The sequence below is a fragment of the Reyranella sp. genome (assembly GCF_965249915.1).
GTDB lineage: Bacteria > Pseudomonadota > Alphaproteobacteria > Reyranellales > Reyranellaceae > Reyranella.
Genome location: NZ_OZ252257.1, coordinates 766,992 through 787,976, shown reverse-complemented (window position 1 = coordinate 787,976; position 20,985 = coordinate 766,992). Strand labels below are relative to the sequence as shown.

Below are 20,985 nucleotides of genomic sequence, written 5' to 3'. Positions count from 1 at the left end.
TCAGCGCTCGACCTCGCGGTTCCAGCGCTTGGTCCAGTCGTCGCGCGAGGCGTTGATGGCGTCCCAGTCGGGCGCAATGATCAGCTTCGCGCGCTCGCCGACCGGTGCCATCTTGAGCTCCGGCATGTTGACGTCGACCTTGGTGTTAACGGGGCCGTTGCCCATTTCCTTGGCCATGCCGGTCTGGACCGGGGCCGACACCAGCAACTTGATCATCTCGTGGGCCAGCGGATTGACCGAGGCCTTGGCGACCGGACAGGCCGAGGCGAGCAGGATGGGCGAGCCTTCCTTGGGATAGATGAAGTCGACCGGGAAGCCGGTGTTGGCGAAGGCCTGCACGCGGCCAGTGCCCCAGACGGCGATGTTGGCCTGTCCCGACTGGAAGAGTTCGGTCATCTTCCCCGGCGAGGGCTCATAGACCAGCACGTTGGGATTGATGTCGGCCTTCATCACCTTGAAGCCGGGTTCGATGTTCTTCTCGCCGCCGCCGTTCATGCGGGCGAACATCATCAGCGTGTAGAGGCCGTAGGTGTTGTTGATCGGCGGAATCACCAGCTGCTTCTTGAATTTCGGATCCTTGAGGTCGTTCCACGAAGTCGGGATCGGCCAGCCCTTTTCCTTGAAGACCTTGGTGTTGATCATGAAGCCGGTGCCGGTCTGCCCGACCGCGACCGCCTTGTCGTCCTTGAACAGGGCCGCGGGATAGAGCTCGCTCTTGTCGAGGCCCTGAATGGGCGCGCAGAAACCGAGCTGGATGGCCTGGTACATGACGCCGTCGTCCATGATGGCGACGTCGATCACCTGGTTGCCCTTCTGGGCCTGGAGCTTGGCCAGCGTGTCGGTCGAGTTGCCGGCGACATACTCGACCTTCACGCCGTGCTTCTTCTCGAACTCGGGAAAGACCTCCTTGCGCAGGTGACTGTCCCAGACGCCGCCATAGGCCGCGACGGTGAGCGTCTTCTGTTGCGCCTCTGCGGGGAGCGAACCCGCCAACAAAGCCAGTGCCGCGATTGCGCCGAAGCCTGCCAAACGGGTCATTGCCCCCTCCGTTCGTGAGTTCCCCGCCATCAGTTTTTATATCGCGCTGCACGGCGTCAAATCCAATCTTGCGCCAAGCTCCATACTGAAATGTTATGAAAGGCGATGCGCAGCCTGAACCCCCGCCAGATCGAGGCCTTCCGTGCCGTGGTGCTCACGGGCGGCGTCGGCATGGCCGCCAACCTGATCAATGTCACCCAGCCTGCCGTCAGCCGGATGATCCGCGACCTCCAGCAACAGCTCGGACTCACCCTCTTCGAGCGCCGCGGCACGGGACTCGTGCCGACCAGCGAGGCGCTGTCCCTCTACGCCGAGGTGGAGCGGGCTTTCGTCGGCCTCGAACGCATCTCCCAGATGGCCGCCGAGCTGCGCACCCGGCGCGCCGGCTTCCTGCGGATCGCCGCATTACCCGCGCTGGCCAACGGTTTTCTGCCGCGGTTCGCAGGAAGCTACCTGGTCGAGCGGCCCAAGCTCGATCTCGTTCTGTCAGGCCTCGTCTCGCACGCCGTCGTCACCTCCGTGGCCCAGGGCCAGAGCGATCTGGGCTTCGCCGAAGGCTCGATCGAACACACGGCCGTACGGCTCGAGCGCATGCCGCCCGCCCCCTATATGGCGGTGCTGCCGCAGGACCATCCGCTCGCGCGCAAGAAGCGGCTGCGGCCGGCTGACTTCGAGGGCGAGAGCTTCATATCGCTGGGGCACTCCTCGCTATCGCGCTTCCGCATCGACCGCGTGTTCGCCGACCACGGCGTGAGACGCGTCATGCGCATCGAGACGCCGCTATCGGAAATCGCCTGCTCGCTCGCCGGCTCCGGGGCAGGCGTCACACTGTGCGATCCCTTTACCGCGACCGAGTACGCGACCCGCGGCATCGTCGTGCGGCCCTTCGAGCCGCGCATCCACTTCGAGTTCGCGGCCCTCTATGCCGCGCAGGGCACGCTGCCCCCGGTGGCGCGCGACTTCATCGACAGCTTCCGCGCGCACATCACCGCCTTCCTGCGCTCCCTGCCCCGGCGCTAGCCCAAGTTCAATCGACGCTGGCCTGCGGGAAGGGCAGCAGGAACGTGAGTTCGTGCTTGTTGTTGTGGAGGTGCAGGACGGTCGCGCCCGGGAGGGAAGCGAAGGCCTGGGCGGTCTCGTGATCGGTTTCGCCCTGGAACTTGATCGTGCAGACGAAGTTGCGGACCAGCCCGGTCGCCCGCCAGCGCTCGACCAGCCGCAACAGCCGTGCCGGGTAGCAGATCACGTCGGAGAACAGCCAGTCGACGGGGCCGACACTGACGGGATCCAGTCCGAACGCGCTCTCGCCGCGCCATTCCACGCCCGGCATCGCCGCGACCTTGGGATCGAGCGGCGCCTTGTCGACGGCGACGACGCTGGCGCCCAGCCGCGCCAGCACCCAGGTCCAGCCGCCCGGACAGGCGCCGAGATCGAGACAGCGTTCGCCCGGCTGTGGCCAGCGGCGCAGGCGCACCAGAGCTTCCCAGAGTTTCAGGTAGGCGCGGCTGGGGGGACCGACCTTGTCCTCGACCAGCTCGACCTCGCCGTTGGCAAAGGGTGAGCTGCAGGACGCAGCCGCCAGCAGGCGATCGGGCGCGAGCAGGGTCCACGAACCCAGCGGCGCCGTCGGCGCGGCGGCGGGAAAGACCACCGGCTTGGCCGAGACGTGCGGCAGCTTTTCCTGGATGAGCGCGGCGCGGCGATGATGCAGCGGTGCGTACATCGCCCAGTTGCGCTGGATGTCCCGCAGCGACTTCGCCGCCGTGCCGATCGAGGCGACCGGCAGCTCGACGCAGTCGCGCCAGATGTTTGCCGACCACGCTGAGCGCAGCGGCGGCGCCTCGGACAGAAAAAGGCGGCCGTGCTCAGCCTGGATCTCCACACCACCGCGCGCCAGTTCATCGCGCAACTGGCTTTGGAGACCATCGGCAGCGAGATAGGCCGTGATCACGCGAACTCTCGAAGATTGAACATATTCAATATCAATGTAACAGCCCGGCCATGGAAAATCCGTCAAACCTCATGCTAGCGTTATTCGACAACGGAGGGAGAGAGTCATGTTTACCAAACGGTTCCTGATCGCCGCACTGCTCGCTGGATCGATCGCCGCCACGGGCGCGACCAGCGGCGCGGCCTATGCGCAGGGTCAGCCGATCGTCGGAATTTCAACGGTCATCAACTATTCGATCGACGCGACCATCAGCGCCATCGATCCGGCCAAGCGCACCGTGACCTTCACCGGTCCGGCCGGTCGCTCGCTGACCTCCAGCGTCGGCCCCGGCGTCAAGATGGACACCAGCAAGGTCGGAGACCAGGTCTCCGTGGCGTTCGAGGAGAAGCTGAGCTTCGTCCTGTCCGGCCCGAACACGGCGACTCCGGGCGGCCGCGATGTCGGCGTCACCGCCGCCGCCACGACGGGCACCCGCGCCGCCGGCGTCATGGCCGACCAGACCGTCGCCAACTGGTGGGTCACGGGAGTCAACACGACCGCCAACACGATCTCGCTCGTCAATCCGAACGGCGGCGAGGTCCGGACCTACAACGTCGTGTCGCCCGAAGGCCGCGCCCAGCTGCCGCGCGTCAAGACCGGCGACAAGCTGACCGCGATCGACACGCAGGTCCTGGTCGTCGCGATCACGCCGAAAAAGTAGCGCCCCCAAAGGTGGCGGTGCTGGCAGAACCGGGCCAGCGCCGCCTCCCGCGCGGCTTCAGCCGCCGCGCCGGCCGAGGCTTCCCCGCATCGCCCCACCCGGGGTGCGCAGTTCGATCGTCAATTGGTCCCCTGCCACCTTGCCGGTCGCGGTGAAACCGGCCATCGAACAGTCCCGGTTCTCGTAGATCCGGCCACTGCCGGAAATATCGCCATTCGACGACAAGGTGAGCGAGAGGGCCGAGGTGCCGCAGCCCGGCTGGGTGACCCGGCCGATGAGCTGGCCCCCGGCAATACTCAACTCAACCGTCACGACTCCCGACGTTCCGGCGAAGCCGCTGCTCGACAGCCCGCCCCCGTAGACTCCGTCATGGGCACCGCTGCTGGGCTTCGCGGTCGGTGATGCTGCCGCCTGCGACGCAGACGACCGTGCGCCCGGCATCGGGGGCGCATCGCGCAGCAGCGCCGGCACCTGCGCCGCAGTGAGAAAGCCGGTCGCCGGATGCCCCTTGGCCTTCTGCCAGGCCGCGATCATCTCGCGCGAGCGTTGACCGAAAGTCCCGTCCGAGCCGCGCGTATCGTAGCCCAGCGACGTGAGCACCCCCTGGATTCGCTGGCGATCGGCGGGCAGGAGTTGGAGCGCTTCCTCCCCGTCGCGCGCCACGACCGCCGGGTCGGCCTCGGGCGATGCCGTCGGAGGCGGCGCCGCGGGGACCGCCTCGGTCGTCGCCAACTGCGGCTGCAGCCGCGGCGTCAGCGCGTAGTAGCCAACGCCCAGAGCCAACAAAACAACGACGCCGATTGCGGCGGGCTTCCAGGGAGACCGCCGTCGGGGACCGATGGCGAGCGCCGAGGGCGCGGAGGGCGGGGTCGGAGGCGTAGGCGGCGTCGGTGGGGTCGGAGGCGTGGGCGGCGCGGCCGACCTGGGCATGATCTGCGTGGCGTTGGCATCGACCATCGGCCCGCCCAGCAGGGCGCGCCAAGCGGCGATCGTCTGCGGCCGCTCGTCGTAGCGCACGGCCAGTCCCGCATCGATTCCCGAAAGCAGCGTCGGCGAGAAGCCGTCGAGCTGCAGCCCTCTGAGGGGCTGGTAGGTGTCCTCGAGCAGGCGATCGAAGGCGCTGGGCGGCGCCTTGCCGGTGATGGCGTGGTGCAGTGTCGCCGACAGGCCGTAGATGTCCGTCCACGGCCCCTGCTTGCCCGTGGTGAACTGCTCGGGCGCCGCATAACCGGGCGTGAAGATCGCCGTCATGGTCGAGGACCGGCCCGCAATGGCCAGTCGCGCCGCGCCGAAATCGATCAAGGTCGGAATGCCGGCCTCGCTCAGCAGGATGTTGCCGGGCTTGATGTCACGATGCAGGAATCCTGTTTCGTGGACTTTCTGCAGTCCCTCGAGCAGCGGCGGCAGGAACGTCTCGACTTCCTGCGGTGACAGTGGCCCCGTCGTCTTGACCCGTTCCTCCAGCGTGCCGCCCCGCACCAGCTCCATCACCATGTAGGAGGTGCCGTTGGTCTCGACGAAGTCGAACACCTTCACGATGGCCGGCGCGTCATGAAGGCTGGCGAGGGTGCGGCCTTCGGCCACGAAGCGCTCGCGTCCCCACGAGAAGTCTTCCGCCACTTCGGTGGAGCGCGGCAGGACCGAGGCGCCGTCCTGGCGAATGGCGAGCGCCGGCGGCAGGTACTCCTTCAGGGCGACTTCGCGATCGAGCTGGGTGTCGCGCACACGGTACGTGATGCCGAAGCCGCCCTGGCCCAGCACTTCCAGAACCTCATAGCGGCCCACCACTCGCCCCGGGGCCAGCGCGACATAGTCGACGACAGCATCCGCCGCCGCCGGACCGACGGGTTCGGCGGGCCTGTCGCCCGGGTCGTCCTTGATATGCATGTCACTCCTGCCCCGCAAAGCAACGTGTTGGAAAGACGAGCGTTCCCGTGGGAGCGCCAGGCGATCTCCGGCGCGAGCGAGGTCATCCATGGCACGGGCTTTAAAGGACACCGCTGAGGCCGCGCTCCCTCCGGCCCACCAGGGCGAAATACGCGTGCCCACGGCAGGAACCTGGGTGGGACTGGCAGCCGGCCTGCTCGTCGTCGCCGCCGGCTTCCTCTGGACGATGCTGTAGCGAGCCCCCTTCCGGCGGGTTAACCTCCGGGCAACACGGAGGAATTTCATGGCGAAGTTCGGCATTGGTCAGTCGGTACGAAGGGTCGAAGACCCGCGGCTCCTCACCGGCGGCGGTCGCTATACCGACGACACCAAACTCTCGACCCCGGCCGCACGGGCCTATGTGCTGCGCTCACCGCACGCCCATGCCGATATCAAGAGCATCGAAACGGCGGCTGCAAAGAAGGCCCCCGGCGTGCTTCTGGTCCTCACCGGCGAGGACGTGAAGGCGGCTGGCTACGGCGACCTGCCGTGTCTCGTACCGGTGACCAACCGCGACGGCACGCCTCGCGGCGAGACGCCCCGCCCGATGCTGGCCCAAGGCCGCGTTCGCCATGTCGGCGACCCGGTGGCGCTGGTGGTGGCCGAGACGCTCGAGCAGGCCAAGGACGCTGCCGAACTGATCGAGATCGACTACGAGGCCCGCCCGCACACGGTCGGCACCTTCGAATCGGCCCAGCCCGGCGCGCCGCTCGTCCACGACCACATCAAGGGCAACCTCGTCTTCGACTGGGAGATGGGCGACCGCGCGCGCACTGAGGCGGCTTTCGCCAAAGCCGACCGGGTCGTGAAGCTCGAGATCGTCAACAATCGCCTGGTCGTGAACTCGATGGAGCCGCGTGGCGCCATCTGCGAATACGACCCGGCCGATGACCGTTCGACCCTGTGGGTTTCTTCTCAGGGCGTCAGCGTCATCCGTCCCGTGGTCGCGGACATGATCCTGAAGATCGGCCAGCCCAAGCTGCGCGTGCGCACCGGCGACGTGGGCGGCGGCTTCGGCATGAAGATCTTCGTGCACCCCGAATATCCGCTGGTCGTGTGGGCCAGCCGCGAACTGAAGCGCACGGTGAAGTGGATTCCCGACCGCCAGGAAGCGTTCCTGTCCGACGTACAGGGCCGTGACCACGTCTCGCTGGCCGAGATGGCGCTCGACAAGGATTGCAAATTCCTCGGCCTGCGCGTCACGACGCACGCCGCGCTGGGCGCCTATCTCAGCCATTTCGGCGCGTTCATTCCGACGATGGCCGGCAGCGGCATGCTGGCCGGCCTCTACCAGACGCCCGCGATCTACGTGAACGTGAAGGGCGTGATGACCAACACCGTGCCGACCGATGCCTATCGCGGCGCCGGCCGGCCCGAGGCTGCCTATCTGCTGGAACGCTTCGTCGACCATATCGGCCGTGAGACCGGTCTGGGCCCGGTCGAGATCCGCAAGCGCAACCTCGTGAAGCCCAACCAGATTCCGTGGAATACCGCCTTGGGTGACACATTCGATTCCGGCGACTTCGACAATGTCATGCTGAAGGGCCTGGAGAAGGCCGACTGGAAGGGCTTCCCGGCCCGCCGCGCGGCATCGCTGGCCAAGGGCAAGTGGCGCGGCATCGGTATGGCCACCTACGTCGAGAAGTGCTCGGGCGGCGCGCCGGAAAGCGCCATCGCCAAGTTCAACGAGGACGACACGATCACCGTCTTCGTCGGCGTCCAGACCAACGGCCAGGGTCACGAGACCGCCTTCACCCAGATCATGTCGGCCCGTCTCGGTGTCGATGCCGATCGCATCCGCATCGTGCAGGGTGATTCAGACTTCACGCCCGAGGGCATGACCGGCGGCAGCCGGTCGATCCCGGTCGCAGGTGCCGCCGTGCTCGGCGTCAGCGACAACATCATCGAGAAGGGCAAGCTGGTCGCAGCCTCGGCGATGGAAGCGGCCGTGGGCGACATCGAATATGCGGATGCGACGTTCCGCATCGTCGGCACCGACCGCACGATGAGCCTGTTCGACGTGGCGCGCGCCGCCCGTGATCCGAAACACGTCCCGGAGGGCAGCAAGCCCGGGCTGGACGACACCTTTACGCGCACACCGCAGGCCGCGACCTTTCCCAACGGCTGCCATGTCTGCGAACTCGAGGTCGATCCCGAGACGGGCACACTCGAGATCCTGAACTACTCGATCATGGACGACTTCGGCACGGCGCTTAATCCGCTGCTGCTGCAGGGCCAGGTCCATGGTGGCGTCGGCCAGGGCGTCGGCCAGGCTCTGACCGAGAAGACGATCTACGATCCCGACTCCGGCCAGCTCATGAGCGGTTCGTTCATGGACTATGCCCTGCCGCGCGCCGACGTTGTGCCGCATGTCCACTTCGACATGCACAACAGCCTGTGCACGACCAATCCGCTGGGCGTGAAGGGTGCGGGCGAGGCCGGCGCCATCGGCGCGCCGCCCTCCGTCATCAACGCCATCGTCGACGCGATCCATCCGCACACCGGACTGAAGCATATCGACATGCCCGTGACCGCCTCGTCCCTGTGGGCGGCCATCGACGCCCACCGGGTCAAGAAAGCAGCGTAAAGAGTATGACCGACAAAGCGAACGACCCGACCCTCGCCTCCGCCCTCGCCGATTCGGTGAAGGCGATCGATGCCGACTACGCCGAGGAGATGCGCGAGCTTCGCGCTCTCTTCGAAGAGGCGCGACTCGAAGCCGAAAAGGACGAGCCGAACGACGTCAAGCTGAAGGCGCTGCTCAACGACGCCAACGAGATGGCACGCACTTTCGCGACGCTCGATCCTGCGTGGCAGGCGGTGCAGCGCGTCGCGCGGATGTTCGGGATTCTTTAGTTGGCCGCCATCAACCGCCGGCGCTCCAGCGTCCGGCGGATGGTGCGCGTGACCTTCTCGTCGAGGAAGAAGGCGCGCTCGCTGCGATAATTTTCGTAGCGTGCGATCTCGATCGCGCCGACCGCAGTGGCCAACCTGTCCGCATCGCTCTTGCGCTCGAAGGCGCAATGGATGGCCGGTCCGCACTCGTCTTCCACTGTGCGCACCGAATAGTGGCCCTGCGGCGGAAAGGTCACGATCAGGTCGTGAATCGCGCGAGCGGTCTCGACGATGGGCTGCCCACCGTCATCCGCCTGGCCAAGAACCAGGTAAGGGCTGATCTCCTCGAGGGTGGTGCTTTCGCTCATGCGGTATCAACGACGTGTGCGGCGCAATAGTTGCGTCGCTATTGCACCCCGCTACGAGCGGGCAACCATTCCGGGGATTTGACGTTCATCCAGCAGCACGAACTGAGCCGCGGATGTACCGGTGAGTTCGTAAGGCCCGCCCGGCGCTGCTGGAGCGGGTCTTTTGCGCAGTTTGCGCGACTTTTGCATTGCCATCGGCTAAAGACACCGCCATCCGATCAGCACCGGAGTTTTCCCCATGGCCGCCTTCCTTCGGGCGAAGGTCTTCGCGATCACCTTTCTCGCGGTGCTTCCTGCGGCCGCGCAGGATACGGTCAGTGTCGGGAACATGACGAAGCACGCGTTCGGCACGCCGGTGTCCTTCCAGAACGGGGACAGGGGTTGTCTCATCACGTTCGAGGACGATCGCGGCCGGCCTTTTCGCGAGCTTGCGGAATTCGAATTGTGCCCCCAGGAGAAGGCCCTGAAGGGCAAACGCCTCGCCCTCACCTACAAGGCCACGCGCGTTCAATCTCCCTCGTGTCAGGGTGACCCGGACTGCAAGAAGAGCGACACGGTCGTGCTGGTCGTCGCGGTGAAGCCGACGACGATCGGGGCTGCACCTCCCCCGCCCCCGCCACCTGTGGCGACCAACCGGAATGCGCAGGCGCCGAACCAGGCCTCGTTCTGTACACCTGCGGAGACGGTCGTCTTCTCCTGCTACACCAACCCGAACAAGCTCGTGTCTGTTTGTGCATCGAAGGACGCCGCGCCGAACAAGGGCTACCTGCAATATCGCACCGGCAATCCCGATGCGAAGACGCCGATAGACCTCACGCTCCCGTCCGCCCAGGTCCCGCCGCCGCAGGCGGCGAATGGCGACTCGCTGTCCTTCTCCGGCGGTGGCGCCGCCTGGCTGCGCGTCTCGACGACAAAGGTCGCCTTTGTCGTCTATACCGGCATCGGCAAGTGGGGCCCGCGCGGCGAGATCCGGGAGAAAGCCGGCGTCGCCGTCGAGCGAGACGGCACGCAGGTCGCCAACCTGAAATGCACCGGCACGCCGATCAGCCTGCTCGGCCCCGATTGGTTCACGAAGGCCGGCATCAACTCCGGCGGGCGGGACTTCGACCTGCCCGAATGATCACCTACTTCAAGAAAGACGTCCGATGCCACGCCCGCTGAAGATCCTTGCCGCCCTCCTCTCGCTCACCCTGCTGCCGTTGACCGGGGCACAGGCGCAGGAAGCGTGGCGCACCTACGAGGGACTGGAGGCGATCGAGATTCCCTTCGCCAACGGGCCCATCTCCCCGCACCATGTGCCGGAAATCTGGCTCAGCCTGAATGGCGCCCGGCCGCGCTGGTTCGGCATGGATACGGGCTCCACCGGCATCGTCGTTTCGGCCGAGCACTTCATCCCCGGACCGGGCGACGTCTCGCAGGGACCGGGGCGGCTGACGTACAATAGCAGTGGCCGCGTCCTGAGCGGCGAGCACTGGATGACGGACGTGGTCATCCGCCGCGACGAGCACACGCCGGTCGCGACGGCGCGCGTGCAGGTGCTGAGGGTGAGCCAGATCACCTGCCTCGAACATGCCCGCGACTGCCGGCCGGAATCGAACCCGCGCAATGTCGGGTTCATGGGCATCGGCTTCGATCGCGGCAAGGCGCAGGCAACCGCCGACAACGCATCGCCGAAGAATCCTTTCGTCAGTCTCGTATCGCTAGCCTCGGGCCGGCCGGTCAGCGCGGTGCGACCCGGCTACGTGATTACCCGGACCGGCGTGCATCTCGGCATGACACCCGCCCTCACCCGCCATATGGCCTTCGTGAAGCTGACACCGAAGGCGCATGCCCCCGGCGTGCCCGACTGGAACGGCGCGCCCATGACCGTGTCGGTCGACGGTGTCACCGGCCGGGGCACGATGTTGATGGATACCGGTATCAACTACATGTTTCTTTCGCCGCCCGCGGGCACGCGCCTCGAGCATGGTCGGCGCGCGCCGGAGGGTACGAGGGTTGAGCTGTTCATGCCCGATCGCCAGCGCCCGCAACCTGCCTTCTACGAGTTCAGGGTCGGGCGGCGGGGCAATCCGCTGCATCCCGAGCGGGTCGAAGTGGTGCACGACGCGACTGTCTTCGTGAACACCGGCCGCATGTTCCTGGAGGGTTTCGATTACCTCTATGACGCTGCCGGGGGCTATGTCGGCTACGGCTGGAACGGGCGAGTCAGCCACGAATATGGCGGCGTGACGCCGGGAACCTTCGGTGCTCAGTAGATAATCTTGAGCCTCCTGTCGGGAGACGGCGGCATTCTGCGTCCTTGGGACAGAACGACCCCACAAGGAGCCAGAAATGACTGCCGCGCCCGCCAACGACCGTGAACTGGTCCTCACCCGCCTGATCGACGCCCCGCGCGAGAACCTCTATCGCTGCTGGACCGAACCGGCGCTGCTGAAGCAGTGGTTCGCCCCCAAGCCTTACGAGACGCCCGTCGTGGAGGTGAGTGTGCGGCCGGGCGGTTCCAATCTCATCGTGATGCGCGGTCCCGACGGGACGGACATGCCGAACCGCGGTGTGTATCTCGAGGTCGTCCCGAACGAGCGGCTGGTCTTCACAGATGCGTTCACCGAAGCGTGGCAGCCCTCGGCCAAGCCGTTCATGACGGTAGTCCTCACCTTCGAGAAGCGGGGCGCCAAGACTCTTTACACCGCGCGCGTGCGCCACTGGACGGTCGAGGATCGAGACGCCCATGAGAAAATGGGCTTCCACGCGGGCTGGGGCATCTGCACGGACCAACTCGCCGCACTGGCGGCGACTCTCTGAACTCCTGCAACGCGAGCGCCCTCCAGGGGTTGAGTAACCACACCCCTGGAGGATCCCATGGTCAAAAAGACTCTCGTCGCCCTTGTAGCCTGCGGCTTGATGGTGGGCGCCGCCCACGCGCAATCGGGCGGACCGGGAGCGAGCAGCGGCGGCAGCTCGACGTCGCCGGCGCCGGCCGGCACCTCGCCGACCGTTCCGTCTCCGTCCGCTTCACCGCCACCGAGCAGCGCTTCGCCGGTCAACCCGACGCCGTCGGCGCCTGGCGCCCCGAGCGCCGGTCAACCCGGCGTCGGTTCGGATACGAGCCGTCAGGCCCCACCTGCCGGCACCCGCTGACGGTCCCGAAATCCAGAAAAGCGCCGCCCCGAGCCGGATGCGCGACGTGAACGCTAGAGCACGCTTGCCAGCACCGCCTCGCGCAGCACCCGCAGTGAAGGCACCCACTGGTCCGGCGTGTCGTAGTTGCCGGCGGTCACCGCTACCACGAGGTCCAGGCCGGGAAACACCCAGAGGCGCTGGCCGCCATTGCCGTAGGCGCCTTGGTAGCGTTCGAGCCGGTTGCGATTCCAGCGCGGCCCGGACGTGACCGAAAAGGTCATGTCGCCCATGTACCACTGGTAACCATAGCGGCGGACCTCGTCGCAGCTCACGTAAAGTCTGGTCGCGCGCGCGATCCACTCCCTGAGGACGATCTGCCTTCCATCGACCTCTCCGCCCTGCAGGACCAGCTGGCCGATCCTCGCGAGATCACGTGGCCGCAGGCGCAGACCGGACGCCGCGAATTCGTCGCCCCGCGCGTCGGTCAACCATTCGCTGGGCCCCATGCCCAATGGATCGAACAGCGTCTCGCGCGCGAAAGCGTGCAGGCTTTTGCCGGTCCCCTGCGTGATCATGCGTCCGAGGAGCGCCGTGGCGCCGCCGCTATAGACCCAGCGCGTACCGGGCTCGAAGACGACGGGCCGGCCGAGCACGTAGCGATAGCGATCGGACGCACCGTCCATCTCGATCTCGCTGTTGGTCGGGTCGCTGTAGGGAACGGAGAGTTCATCCCAGTCGGTGCCCATCGTCATCGTGAGGGCGTGGTGGACCGTCCATTTTGCGCGTGCCGGATCGGCGGCAAGGTCGCGATAGGCGGGAAACGCCGCGAGCAAGGGCGCCTCGGGCGGCGGGACTTTCCCCTCGGCCAGCGCGACGCCATAGAGCAGGCCCACGATGCTCTTCGAGACGGAGCGCAAATCGTGCAGCGTGTCCGGACCGAACACGACGGTGCCGAGCGACCGCCCCCGGGCCCAGTCCGTTCCGTCGAAATAGCGCTCGAGCACCAGTTTGCCGCCCCGCGCGACGACAACGCCGTGGACGTTCCAGATGCGCTTGTCGCCGATGAGGGCATCGAGCCTCGACGACAGGTCGGGCGCGAAACCAGCCAATTGCGGCGACTGCGCCTCCCAAACGGCGGGTTGAGCGGACGAGTTCGACGGCGCCATGAGCATCGCTCCCAGCACGGCAAGAAAAGGTCGGCGATCGAGCAATTCCGGGTTCACCCATGGAACGCTATCACACCTCCCTCGATTGGGGCGGTGCCCGAGCCGAACCCGGAACCGGATCGGCAACCTTCTGCGGCCTTTTCGTTGACTAGGGACCGCCCAAGGAGAAGCTCCATGCGCTATCAAGTTCTGCCGGCGACTTCTGCTGACGTTGCGTATGTTGCGGCTGTTCTCGAGGATGAGCCCGGCGCGGCGGATTGGCCCGAGAAGGAGCCCAGTCGCCGGCTCATCGAGGCATGCGCTTTCAGTGCCCAGATCTGGGCGGCGCGACGCCTGAGCGACGGCACGACCAGCGCTCTCTGGGGCGTGACCCCACGCCTCGACAATCCCGAGATTGGGTATCTCTGGATGATGACCCTCGCTGTTTTCGAAGGCGAATCGCGTGAATTCTCAATGCTGTGCCGTCTCGTCTTTGGCGAGATGCTCGACCAGTTCCCTCGGCTGGAGCAGCATATCGAAGCGCAGGAGGATCGGACGCTCGAACTGTTGCGCGGACTGGGATTTCATATCGGCGAACCGCAGCGGCAACTTGGTTCGGGTACGACATTTCGCCATGTCTGGCTCGAATCACTGTCGTTCGACCGTTTCTCGAACAATCCGGCGGGAGCGAGCACGCGGCTCCATTGAGCCGGACACAAATAGAAAGCCCCGCCGCCATTTCAGGCGCGGGGCCAGTGTCCGCCGACCGGTCACCATTACATCCATGGCTCACCCCGGCGGTGTCAGCGACCAATCTGGCCGCTTGAACGAATTTCATATGGGGTGTGCGACCGGGACTTCAAGAGCACACGTGCTGAACTTCGTGTCTTCTTTGTTTTTTGGTTTGCGAACGGATTGCAGGTCTGCCTAACGTAGACAGGCTCGGGGAGATCACATGTCGCAAAACCGTCGTTCGCTGCCCACTCTAGCCCGCCTCCTTCCAGCCGGCGCGCTTGGACTTTCGGTCGGCCTCGCAGCTGCCGATGCAGCCGCGACAAGCGTTGCCGAACCCGAAGGCAAGAAGGCTTCGGTCGCGCAGCGGCTCGAATCGCTTCGTTCCGATGTGTCGGGCGCCCTCGAACAGCATCGCAAGGAGGGCGGGCCCTTCGTGGTCGTCGATCCCGAGCAGAAGTTCGCCTGGTGGGGCAACGGCGGCTGGCGCAACGGAGGCTGGCGCAATGGCGGCTGGGGCAACTGGCACAACTGGTGATCATGACTACCACCCCTGAAATCGGGATGGTGGTCGTGCAGCCGACGGCCTTCTGCAACATCGCCTGCACCTACTGTTACCTCCCCGATCGCTCCAACAAGCACGTCATCGCCCAGTCGACGGTGACGCGGCTGTTTGAGCAGATCTTCGCGTCCGGCTGGACCTGTCCCGAGATCACCGTGATCTGGCATGCGGGCGAGCCGCTGGTTGTCCCGGTCTCGTTCTATCGGGAGGCCTTCGCGACGATCGAGGGGATGCGGCCGGCATCGGTCCACGTGAAGCATTCGTTCCAGACCAACGGCACGTTGATCGATGCCGCCTGGTGCGACCTGTTCAAGGACTGGAAAGTGGGCGTTGGTGTCAGCCTGGACGGGCCGCGCGAACTGCACGATCTTCATCGCAAGAGCCGCAGCGGCAAGGGCACGTTCGACAAGACCATCGCCGGCATCCGTTGCCTGCGCGACAACGACGTCGAATTCCACGTGATCTCGGTCCTGTCGCACGCCAGCCTCGACCAGCCGGAAGAGCTGCTCGACTTCTACCTGTCCGAGGGCATCGACCAGATCTGTTTCAACGTGGAGGAGTCCGAGGGCGATCACGTCTCGAGTCTTTTCCACGGGCCCGAGCTGCGGAGACGCTATTCCGCATTTCTGCGCCGTTTCTGGCACCTCGCCCGCCAGAGCGGCCGCGTCCGCTTCGTGCGAGAGATCGACCTCGCCCTGCCACGCATGTTCCGCCCCGAAGGCGTCCCGGCACGCAATATCCAGGTCGAACCGCTGGCGATGCTGAATGTCGACAGTCACGGCAATGTCTCGAGTTTCTCGCCCGAGCTTCTCGGCCTGAAGAACGCCGACTATCGCGACTTTCTGCTGGGCAACATCAACTTCCAGTCGCTGCAGGAAATCCACGCCACCTGCCTGGCGTCCCCACTCTACCGGGATATCACCGCGGGCGTTCAGGCCTGCAGCCGGTCCTGCGACTACTTTTCGGTGTGCGGCGGCGGCGCCCCGGTCAACAAGTTGTTCGAGAATGGCAGCTTCTCCGGCACCGAGACGTCGTACTGCACGCTGACGCAGATGGTCCCGACCGACCTGATCCTCGAAGCCTATGACCGGCTCGCGCGCAGCGAGACGGTGGTTGCTCCCCAGAGCACCCTTTCCCTTTCGCCTGTTCCGAGCGGCGACGCTGCCGCTTAGCTGCCGAGGATGCCATGACCCGCAAGACGCTCTTTACCCTCGCCTCCCTGGTCGCCGCCGGCGCGATGCTGGGCGGCCTCGCCGCCCAGGCGCAGCAGCAGGCGCCGCAGGCGGCCCCCTCGACGCCGAAGGATGCCGGGCCGCCGCCGGGCGGCGGCGCTCCGTCCCCCGAAGGCAACCGCCCCTTCCCGGTCATGTTCGTGACCAGCGTCGAGCTGATCCGCTCCGAAAAGACCGGTGGCATGGACATCGTCCGCGCCCGCGGCCTCGTCACTTCCAGCGCCTGGGGCGAGCCGCATCTCCTGCCGATCACCCGTGGCGAAGGCATCGACGGCATGCTCGACCTCATCTTCCAGGCCAGTGCCCCGTCGGACATGGCACCGCTCGGCCCCTTCATGCAGGTCGAGGCGATCCTGCCGATCGCCCATGGCCATCCTTACAAGGGCATCCGCGTCCGCTCGGGCTACAACGCCGTCTCGCTGAAGACCCTGCCGGGTTTCGCCGAGGTCGCGCCGCCCAAGGAAGACTGCGCCAAGTGCCTGGGCAAGTACTTCCAGGCCAAGGGCGCCGCCGCCCCGGCCGGCCAGGCTGCCGGCAATGTCGTGAAGGAGGAAGACCTTCCCTACCCGCTGCGCATCATCCGGCCGGCCGACGGCATCCCGAGCTACGAGTACGAGCCCAATCGCCTCACCCTCGTCCTCTCCGAAGCTGGCCAGATCGTCGACGCCGCCTGGGACTGAACGGATTTTCAAGTCCTTGAGACAAGCTTTCATTCAAGTTTCGATTGCCAATTTGCAAGGCCTTGCGCAGGCTGCGGGCCGATTGAGGGAGAACGAGATGTCACAGGATCGACGTACACTTCGCACGCTGGCGCAGCTCCTCCCGTCGGGCGCGCTTGGTCTTTCGGTCAGCCTGGCAGCGGCCGATGCTTCGGCCACTGCCGTTGCGCCTCCCGAAGAGTCCACCAAGTCGGTCGCGGATCGCCTGCAGTCGATTCGGACCGATGTCTCCGGCGCGATCGAGCAGTACCGCAAGGACGGCGAACCCTTCGTCGCCGTCGATCGCGAGCAGACGCTCGCCTGGTGGGGCAATGGCTGGCACCGTGGATGGGGCTGGCGCAACGGCGGCTGGGGCAACGGCTGGCACAATGGCGGTTGGGGCAACGGTTGGGGCAATGGCGGCTGGGGCAACGGCTGGCACAACTGGTGAGCCGCTTCTCGAAGCGAGCGATCTGATCGTCGTCCACCCGCCTATCCCGAGCGGCGAAAGCGCCGCACAGCCTTCGAGGATGCCATGACCCGCAAGACGCTCTTTACCCTCGCCTCCCTGGTCGCCGCCGGCGCGATGCTGGGCGGCCTCGCCGCCCAGGCGCAGCAGCAGGCGCCGCAGGCGGCCCCCTCGACGCCGAAGGATGCCGGGCCGCCGCCGGGCGGCGGCGCTCCGTCCCCCGAAGGCAACCGCCCCTTCCCGGTCATGTTCGTGACCAGCGTCGAGCTGATCCGCTCCGAAAAGACCGGTGGCATGGACATCGTCCGCGCCCGCGGCCTCGTCACTTCCAGCGCCTGGGGCGAGCCGCATCTCCTGCCGATCACCCGTGGCGAAGGCATCGACGGCATGCTCGACCTCATCTTCCAGGCCAGTGCCCCGTCGGACATGGCACCGCTCGGCCCCTTCATGCAGGTCGAGGCGATCCTGCCGATCGCCCATGGCCATCCTTACAAGGGCATCCGCGTCCGCTCGGGCTACAACGCCGTCTCGCTGAAGACCCTGCCGGGTTTCGCCGAGGTCGCGCCGCCCAAGGAAGACTGCGCCAAGTGCCTGGGCAAGTACTTCCAGGCCAAGGGCGCCGCCGCCCCGGCCGGCCAGGCTGCCGGCAATGTCGTGAAGGAGGAAGACCTTCCCTACCCGCTGCGCATCATCCGGCCGGCCGACGGCATCCCGAGCTACGAGTACGAGCCCAATCGCCTCACCCTCGTCCTCTCCGAAGCTGGCCAGATCGTCGACGCCGCCTGGGACTGAGGCAGCCATCGGTGCGCCGCGCCGCGGCGCCGATTTCCAGCGAGGAGTCGACCAGGCTCCTCGACCGCCACGGTTGATTGCCGCTGAGAGCCGATATCAGGGCGACATATCCAGCCGGGATTGCGACCACGCCCTCATTGTCGGCTTCCGTATGACCCGGTAGCAGAGGCCCCGCCTCCCTTCCCGCGCTACAGGGGCGCCAGCGCGTACCGCAGGGGATTGCTCGGCACCTGCATCAGCCCGTCGAACGGCTGGCCCAGTTCGAGGATGAGATAGATCGCACTGGCTGCGGAGAGGGCGCAGAAGAACAGCACGCTCAGCATCGTGCCGTTGGCATCCGCGGACATCGCGAAGCTGCCGAAAATGAAGCAGAGCCACAGAACCAGCACGGTGATGAACGGCTTGGCGAGCGAGTCGGACGGATGCGCGTAGAGTGTGAGCTGGATCTGGGCCAGCGCATTGCTCACTACCGATGCTCGTGCCTGCAGCGAAGTCTGAACCGGATCGCGCGGCGCGAGCAAGCGCAGTCTGGTGATGACCTGGGCTTCCGACGCCGAAGCCTGTGCCGGCGTCGGGGCGACCGCATCGTCGTCGCGCCAGATCGTACTCACGATGGCGGCAACGTCCTGGCGCAGGGCTTGGCGCAGCGCCACGCCTTCGGCGCCATAATCCTTGAGAAGACGGTCGAGCTCGATGACATTAGCCGTGAGCTGGCCGACCTGGCTATGAGTGGCCTCGTAGGAGGCACGGGTCGAGGCGAAGAGAAGCGCCGTCACCAGCGCCGCCATGGTGGCGATGAGAGCCGTCGCCAGCTTGATGACGTCCTTGGAATCACCGCTCAGGTGCTTCTCCGGCAGCGTTCGGCGGAGAAGAACGCCGGCGGCAATGCTGATCAGGATCAGGCCCAGGACAAGCAGCGCGGTTTCGACGGCACTCAACTCGATCACCTCGTCCGGGCGCGGCCTGCGCGGGTAACACAAGTGCAATGAGCTTACCGCGGACGCCTTACCGGACTGTTACGGCAGACCACTTCGCCCGCCACAGTGCGCCGCTACGGACCGGTCGCCGAAAATGACCGGCCTCGCGCCCGGGGCCAGAAATGATCGGTTGCCAGCAGCCCTCCCTCAGAGGTCTGGCTGCTCCTCGCCCTCAAGCGGCTTCCCTCGTGGTCGAGGGATCGATGGAGCCGTCTCGTGAAGTTTCGCGCGGCATCATCGCGGGTTGCTGGCGCTCGTCACGTCGGCACGTTCGGTCGCCTGGCCCACTCCGTCGCCCCAGCTCGCGAGCGCGCGCGAACTGCAGCTCGTCGGATTCGGCGCCGTGTGCGAAGGCTCAGTCAGCGACTGAGACGGCGGCTGATATCGCCTCGAGGTCGCGCTCGGCGCGGCTGGCCGCCACCTGCTTGCGGAACCGTTCGAGGTCGGCGCCCCGCAGCTGCGCGCGCTTCAACTCGGGATGGGTGATGGGATTGACCGGCTTGCCGTCGACCTGGAGCTCGAAGTGGAGATGGGCCCCGGTGGAACGGCCGGTGCTGCCGACGTAGCCAATCACGTCGCCGCGCGACACCATCATGCCGGGCTGGAGGCCGCTCGCGAAGGCGGAGAGATGGCCATAGACCGAAGCCAGCTTGCCGCCATGTTCGAGGCGAACCCAGTTTCCGTAGCGCCCGTTCGGCGCCGCACCGACGACGATGCCGTCGGCCGCCGCCACCACGGGTGTGCCCGCAGGTGCCACAAGATCGACGCCCTCATGCATGAACAGGGATCGCGACGAGGGGCGCGCCGACAAGGCGTAGGCCGGCGGCGCGCGAAAACCGCCATATGAAGACCCTCCATAGGAGGAACCTCCATACGAGGAGAGGCCGGAGGACGAAGCACCGCCAACGCCCGCGCGCGGCATGTCGGTGGCGCCCCCGGTGGGCAGCCCGGGCGGCAGAGGCTTCGCGAGATTCGGGCCACCGGCGCCCTGCGGCTTGCCGCCGTAAGGCGGAGGCGGCTGGTCGAACGGATCGGCGCGCAGCCCGAATCCCGATGAGATCGATATGGTATCGAGTGGAAGACGGAACGATGGCGGCGTCGCCGCCTGCCCGCTTGCCATCCAGAAGCGCTCGGTATTGTCGCGCATGCGGAAGCGATGGATCGCCATCATGCCCTTCGGCGTGCGCAGTTCCATCCAAAGAACGCGGCCGACATCGAGCGGCGCCCCCGCCTGGGTGAAGGTCTGCTCGTAGCGGACGTAGAACCTGTCGCCGTCCCGCATCTCCTTCTTCAGGTCGACCGACGTCTCGAACGCCTGCATGGCCTCTAGCATGGCCGGCGCCGGGACGCCCGCAGCGGCCGCCGAGGCTTCGAGCGAACCGCCGGCGATCACGCCCGAAACGCCGATCCGGCGCTGGAACGGAAGATAGACCTGCAGACGGGCATCGTCTTCGCCATCGCCCAGCAGGCGATCGGCCTCAACACGACCATAGGCCAGCACCGCCTCGGGAACGGGGCCGGTGTTCACGGGCGGCGGCACCGTATCGGCTAGGGGAATGATCGGCTGGACCTGTTCCAGCGCGAGTTCAATGGAAAGAACGCGGGCGAGCAGGTCGTCTACTGACGCGAGCCGCAGGAAGGATAGATGATCGCGAAGGCCCGTATCGGGAGCGGGCTGGTCATGGACGGGCTCCGTACCGATCGCTCGCGGCAGATCGCGCGCGATGCTCTGGGACATCCCGCCGAATAGCAATGAGGCGGCAAAAGCCGCAGCGACCGAGGGTCGGTTCATCCAGTCCTTCTATAGGGCCGACGCCGGGGCATCGCTCGTGACCGCCGCGTGGTCGCGGACCTTACCTCACTTGCGGCACTGGTTTCCATGCCCGGACTCGCCTTTCCGCCTCGGTGATTTGCGCAGGGGTCATGCGCGCAGACAGGGTTGCGAGGTCCTTTTGCGCCTGGTCGAGGCGATCCTGGTTCTTCGCCGTGTAGCGGTCGGTCGAAAGCTTGATCCATTTGTAGGCCTCGACATCGTCGCGCGGCGGAACGCCCTCGCCGAAGCCCAGCATGAAACCGATATTGTTCTGGGCGCGCGCATAGCCCTGCTTGGCAGCAGCAAGATACAGCCGCGCGGCTTCGTTGAGGTTGCGCGTGACGCCCTCGCCGCTCCAGTACATGGCACCGAGCAGCGTCTGTGCCTCCGGATCGCCCTTGGCGGCCCACACCTTCCAGATGCGCACGGCGGTCGCCATGTCCTTGCGCTCGTAGGCGCCCGCCGCCTGGCGCATCTGTTCTTCGAAGGATTGCGCCATCGACGGCAGCGACAGCACCGAGACGAGGAGGAGCAGAAGCGCAGGCAGGAGCGTTTTCATGGCATCATGATATGCCGACGCCCCTCCGGTTCGACAAGTCCGCCGGCGCACACTCTGGAAAAGGCAGG

General features: G+C 66.3%; 23 protein-coding genes. 15 read left to right on the top strand and 8 right to left on the bottom strand.

Going from position 1 to position 20,985, the window contains the following annotated elements:
* Positions 1–1,038 carry an ABC transporter substrate-binding protein gene (locus tag ACP15H_RS03830; protein WP_425064896.1) on the bottom strand — a complete coding sequence of 346 codons (1,038 nt, stop codon included), beginning with the start codon at positions 1,036–1,038 and terminating at the stop codon, positions 1–3.
* A 105-nt stretch (positions 1,039–1,143) separates the two neighbouring features.
* Between ACP15H_RS03830 and ACP15H_RS03825 the strand changes: the two genes are divergently transcribed.
* Positions 1,144–2,058, top strand: a complete 915-nt coding sequence (locus tag ACP15H_RS03825) for a LysR substrate-binding domain-containing protein (RefSeq protein WP_425064895.1) — start codon at positions 1,144–1,146, stop codon at positions 2,056–2,058.
* Between the two features lie 7 nt (positions 2,059–2,065).
* On the opposite strand, the gene ACP15H_RS03820 is transcribed toward ACP15H_RS03825, so the two are convergent.
* Entirely contained in the window at positions 2,066–2,989 is a 924-nt protein-coding gene (locus ACP15H_RS03820; protein WP_425064894.1) for an SAM-dependent methyltransferase, read from the bottom strand.
* A 106-nt stretch (positions 2,990–3,095) separates the two neighbouring features.
* Here ACP15H_RS03820 and ACP15H_RS03815 point away from each other — a divergent pair, with 106 nt between their 5' ends.
* Positions 3,096–3,689, top strand: coding sequence for a hypothetical protein (locus ACP15H_RS03815; RefSeq protein WP_425064893.1), 594 nt, complete (start codon positions 3,096–3,098; stop codon positions 3,687–3,689).
* A 57-nt stretch (positions 3,690–3,746) separates the two neighbouring features.
* Here ACP15H_RS03815 and ACP15H_RS03810 read toward each other — a convergent pair whose 3' ends face one another.
* Complete coding sequence (locus ACP15H_RS03810) at positions 3,747–5,576, bottom strand: protein kinase domain-containing protein (RefSeq protein ID WP_425064892.1); 1,830 nt, start codon at positions 5,574–5,576, stop codon at positions 3,747–3,749.
* A gap of 88 nt (positions 5,577–5,664) precedes the next feature.
* On the opposite strand from ACP15H_RS03810, the gene ACP15H_RS03805 reads away from it, so the two are divergent.
* From ACP15H_RS03805 to ACP15H_RS03795, 3 genes are read left to right on the top strand one after another with little or no spacing between them, the layout of a single operon-like run.
* Entirely contained in the window at positions 5,665–5,811 is a 147-nt protein-coding gene (locus ACP15H_RS03805) for a hypothetical protein (RefSeq protein WP_425064891.1), read from the top strand.
* A gap of 48 nt (positions 5,812–5,859) precedes the next feature.
* Positions 5,860–8,202 carry a xanthine dehydrogenase family protein molybdopterin-binding subunit gene (locus ACP15H_RS03800; RefSeq protein WP_425064890.1) on the top strand — a complete coding sequence of 781 codons (2,343 nt, stop codon included), beginning with the start codon at positions 5,860–5,862 and terminating at the stop codon, positions 8,200–8,202.
* 5 nt (positions 8,203–8,207) lie between these two features.
* Positions 8,208–8,471, top strand: coding sequence for a hypothetical protein (locus tag ACP15H_RS03795; RefSeq protein ID WP_425064889.1), 264 nt, complete (start codon positions 8,208–8,210; stop codon positions 8,469–8,471).
* Here ACP15H_RS03795 and ACP15H_RS03790 read toward each other — a convergent pair.
* Positions 8,468–8,818, bottom strand: coding sequence for a hypothetical protein (locus tag ACP15H_RS03790; protein WP_425064888.1), 351 nt, complete (start codon positions 8,816–8,818; stop codon positions 8,468–8,470). The genes ACP15H_RS03795 and ACP15H_RS03790 overlap by 4 nt on opposite strands.
* 238 nt (positions 8,819–9,056) lie before the next feature.
* On the opposite strand from ACP15H_RS03790, the gene ACP15H_RS03785 reads away from it, so the two are divergent.
* The 4 genes from ACP15H_RS03785 to ACP15H_RS03770 all read left to right on the top strand — a co-directional run bounded on the left by ACP15H_RS03785 (position 9,057) and on the right by ACP15H_RS03770 (position 11,956).
* Complete coding sequence (locus ACP15H_RS03785; protein WP_425064887.1) at positions 9,057–9,938, top strand: hypothetical protein; 882 nt, start codon at positions 9,057–9,059, stop codon at positions 9,936–9,938.
* A gap of 25 nt (positions 9,939–9,963) precedes the next feature.
* A complete protein-coding gene (locus ACP15H_RS03780) occupies positions 9,964–11,073 on the top strand; it encodes a hypothetical protein (RefSeq protein ID WP_425064886.1) in 1,110 nt (369 codons plus the stop codon).
* Positions 11,074–11,149: 76 nt separating this feature from the next.
* Positions 11,150–11,620, top strand: coding sequence for an SRPBCC family protein (locus tag ACP15H_RS03775; protein WP_425064885.1), 471 nt, complete (start codon positions 11,150–11,152; stop codon positions 11,618–11,620).
* A 57-nt stretch (positions 11,621–11,677) separates the two neighbouring features.
* Positions 11,678–11,956 (top strand): hypothetical protein, encoded by a 279-nt coding sequence (locus ACP15H_RS03770; RefSeq protein WP_425064884.1) that lies wholly within the window; start codon positions 11,678–11,680, stop codon positions 11,954–11,956.
* Positions 11,957–12,009: 53 nt separating this feature from the next.
* Here ACP15H_RS03770 and ACP15H_RS03765 read toward each other — a convergent pair whose 3' ends face one another.
* A complete protein-coding gene (locus ACP15H_RS03765; RefSeq protein ID WP_425064883.1) occupies positions 12,010–13,104 on the bottom strand; it encodes a serine hydrolase domain-containing protein in 1,095 nt (364 codons plus the stop codon).
* 174 nt (positions 13,105–13,278) lie between these two features.
* Here ACP15H_RS03765 and ACP15H_RS03760 point away from each other — a divergent pair, with 174 nt between their 5' ends.
* From ACP15H_RS03760 to ACP15H_RS03735, 6 genes are all read left to right on the top strand, one after another.
* The gene (locus ACP15H_RS03760) at positions 13,279–13,791 is read left to right on the top strand and encodes a hypothetical protein (protein ID WP_425064882.1); all 513 of its coding nucleotides are present in this window, start codon (positions 13,279–13,281) and stop codon (positions 13,789–13,791) included.
* A 247-nt stretch (positions 13,792–14,038) separates the two neighbouring features.
* A complete protein-coding gene (locus ACP15H_RS03755) occupies positions 14,039–14,353 on the top strand; it encodes a hypothetical protein (protein WP_425064881.1) in 315 nt (104 codons plus the stop codon).
* A gap of 2 nt (positions 14,354–14,355) precedes the next feature.
* Positions 14,356–15,549, top strand: coding sequence for a cyclophane-forming radical SAM/SPASM peptide maturase GrrM/OscB (gene grrM, locus ACP15H_RS03750; protein WP_425064880.1), 1,194 nt, complete (start codon positions 14,356–14,358; stop codon positions 15,547–15,549).
* A gap of 14 nt (positions 15,550–15,563) precedes the next feature.
* Positions 15,564–16,289, top strand: coding sequence for a hypothetical protein (locus ACP15H_RS03745; RefSeq protein ID WP_425064878.1), 726 nt, complete (start codon positions 15,564–15,566; stop codon positions 16,287–16,289).
* Positions 16,290–16,386: 97 nt separating this feature from the next.
* Positions 16,387–16,758, top strand: a complete 372-nt coding sequence (gene grrA, locus ACP15H_RS03740; RefSeq protein ID WP_425064879.1) for a GrrA/OscA1 family cyclophane-containing rSAM-modified RiPP — start codon at positions 16,387–16,389, stop codon at positions 16,756–16,758.
* Positions 16,759–16,842: 84 nt separating this feature from the next.
* Positions 16,843–17,568, top strand: a complete 726-nt coding sequence (locus ACP15H_RS03735; RefSeq protein WP_425064878.1) for a hypothetical protein — start codon at positions 16,843–16,845, stop codon at positions 17,566–17,568.
* A gap of 188 nt (positions 17,569–17,756) precedes the next feature.
* On the opposite strand, the gene ACP15H_RS03730 is transcribed toward ACP15H_RS03735, so the two are convergent.
* The 3 genes from ACP15H_RS03730 to ACP15H_RS03720 all read right to left on the bottom strand — a co-directional run bounded on the left by ACP15H_RS03730 (position 17,757) and on the right by ACP15H_RS03720 (position 20,917).
* Positions 17,757–18,506 carry a DUF4239 domain-containing protein gene (locus ACP15H_RS03730; protein WP_425064877.1) on the bottom strand — a complete coding sequence of 250 codons (750 nt, stop codon included), beginning with the start codon at positions 18,504–18,506 and terminating at the stop codon, positions 17,757–17,759.
* Positions 18,507–18,900: 394 nt separating this feature from the next.
* The gene (locus ACP15H_RS03725) at positions 18,901–20,283 is read right to left on the bottom strand and encodes a M23 family metallopeptidase (RefSeq protein ID WP_425064876.1); all 1,383 of its coding nucleotides are present in this window, start codon (positions 20,281–20,283) and stop codon (positions 18,901–18,903) included.
* Positions 20,284–20,398: 115 nt separating this feature from the next.
* Positions 20,399–20,917, bottom strand: coding sequence for a tetratricopeptide repeat protein (locus ACP15H_RS03720; RefSeq protein WP_425064875.1), 519 nt, complete (start codon positions 20,915–20,917; stop codon positions 20,399–20,401).
* Positions 20,918–20,985 lie beyond the last annotated feature (68 nt).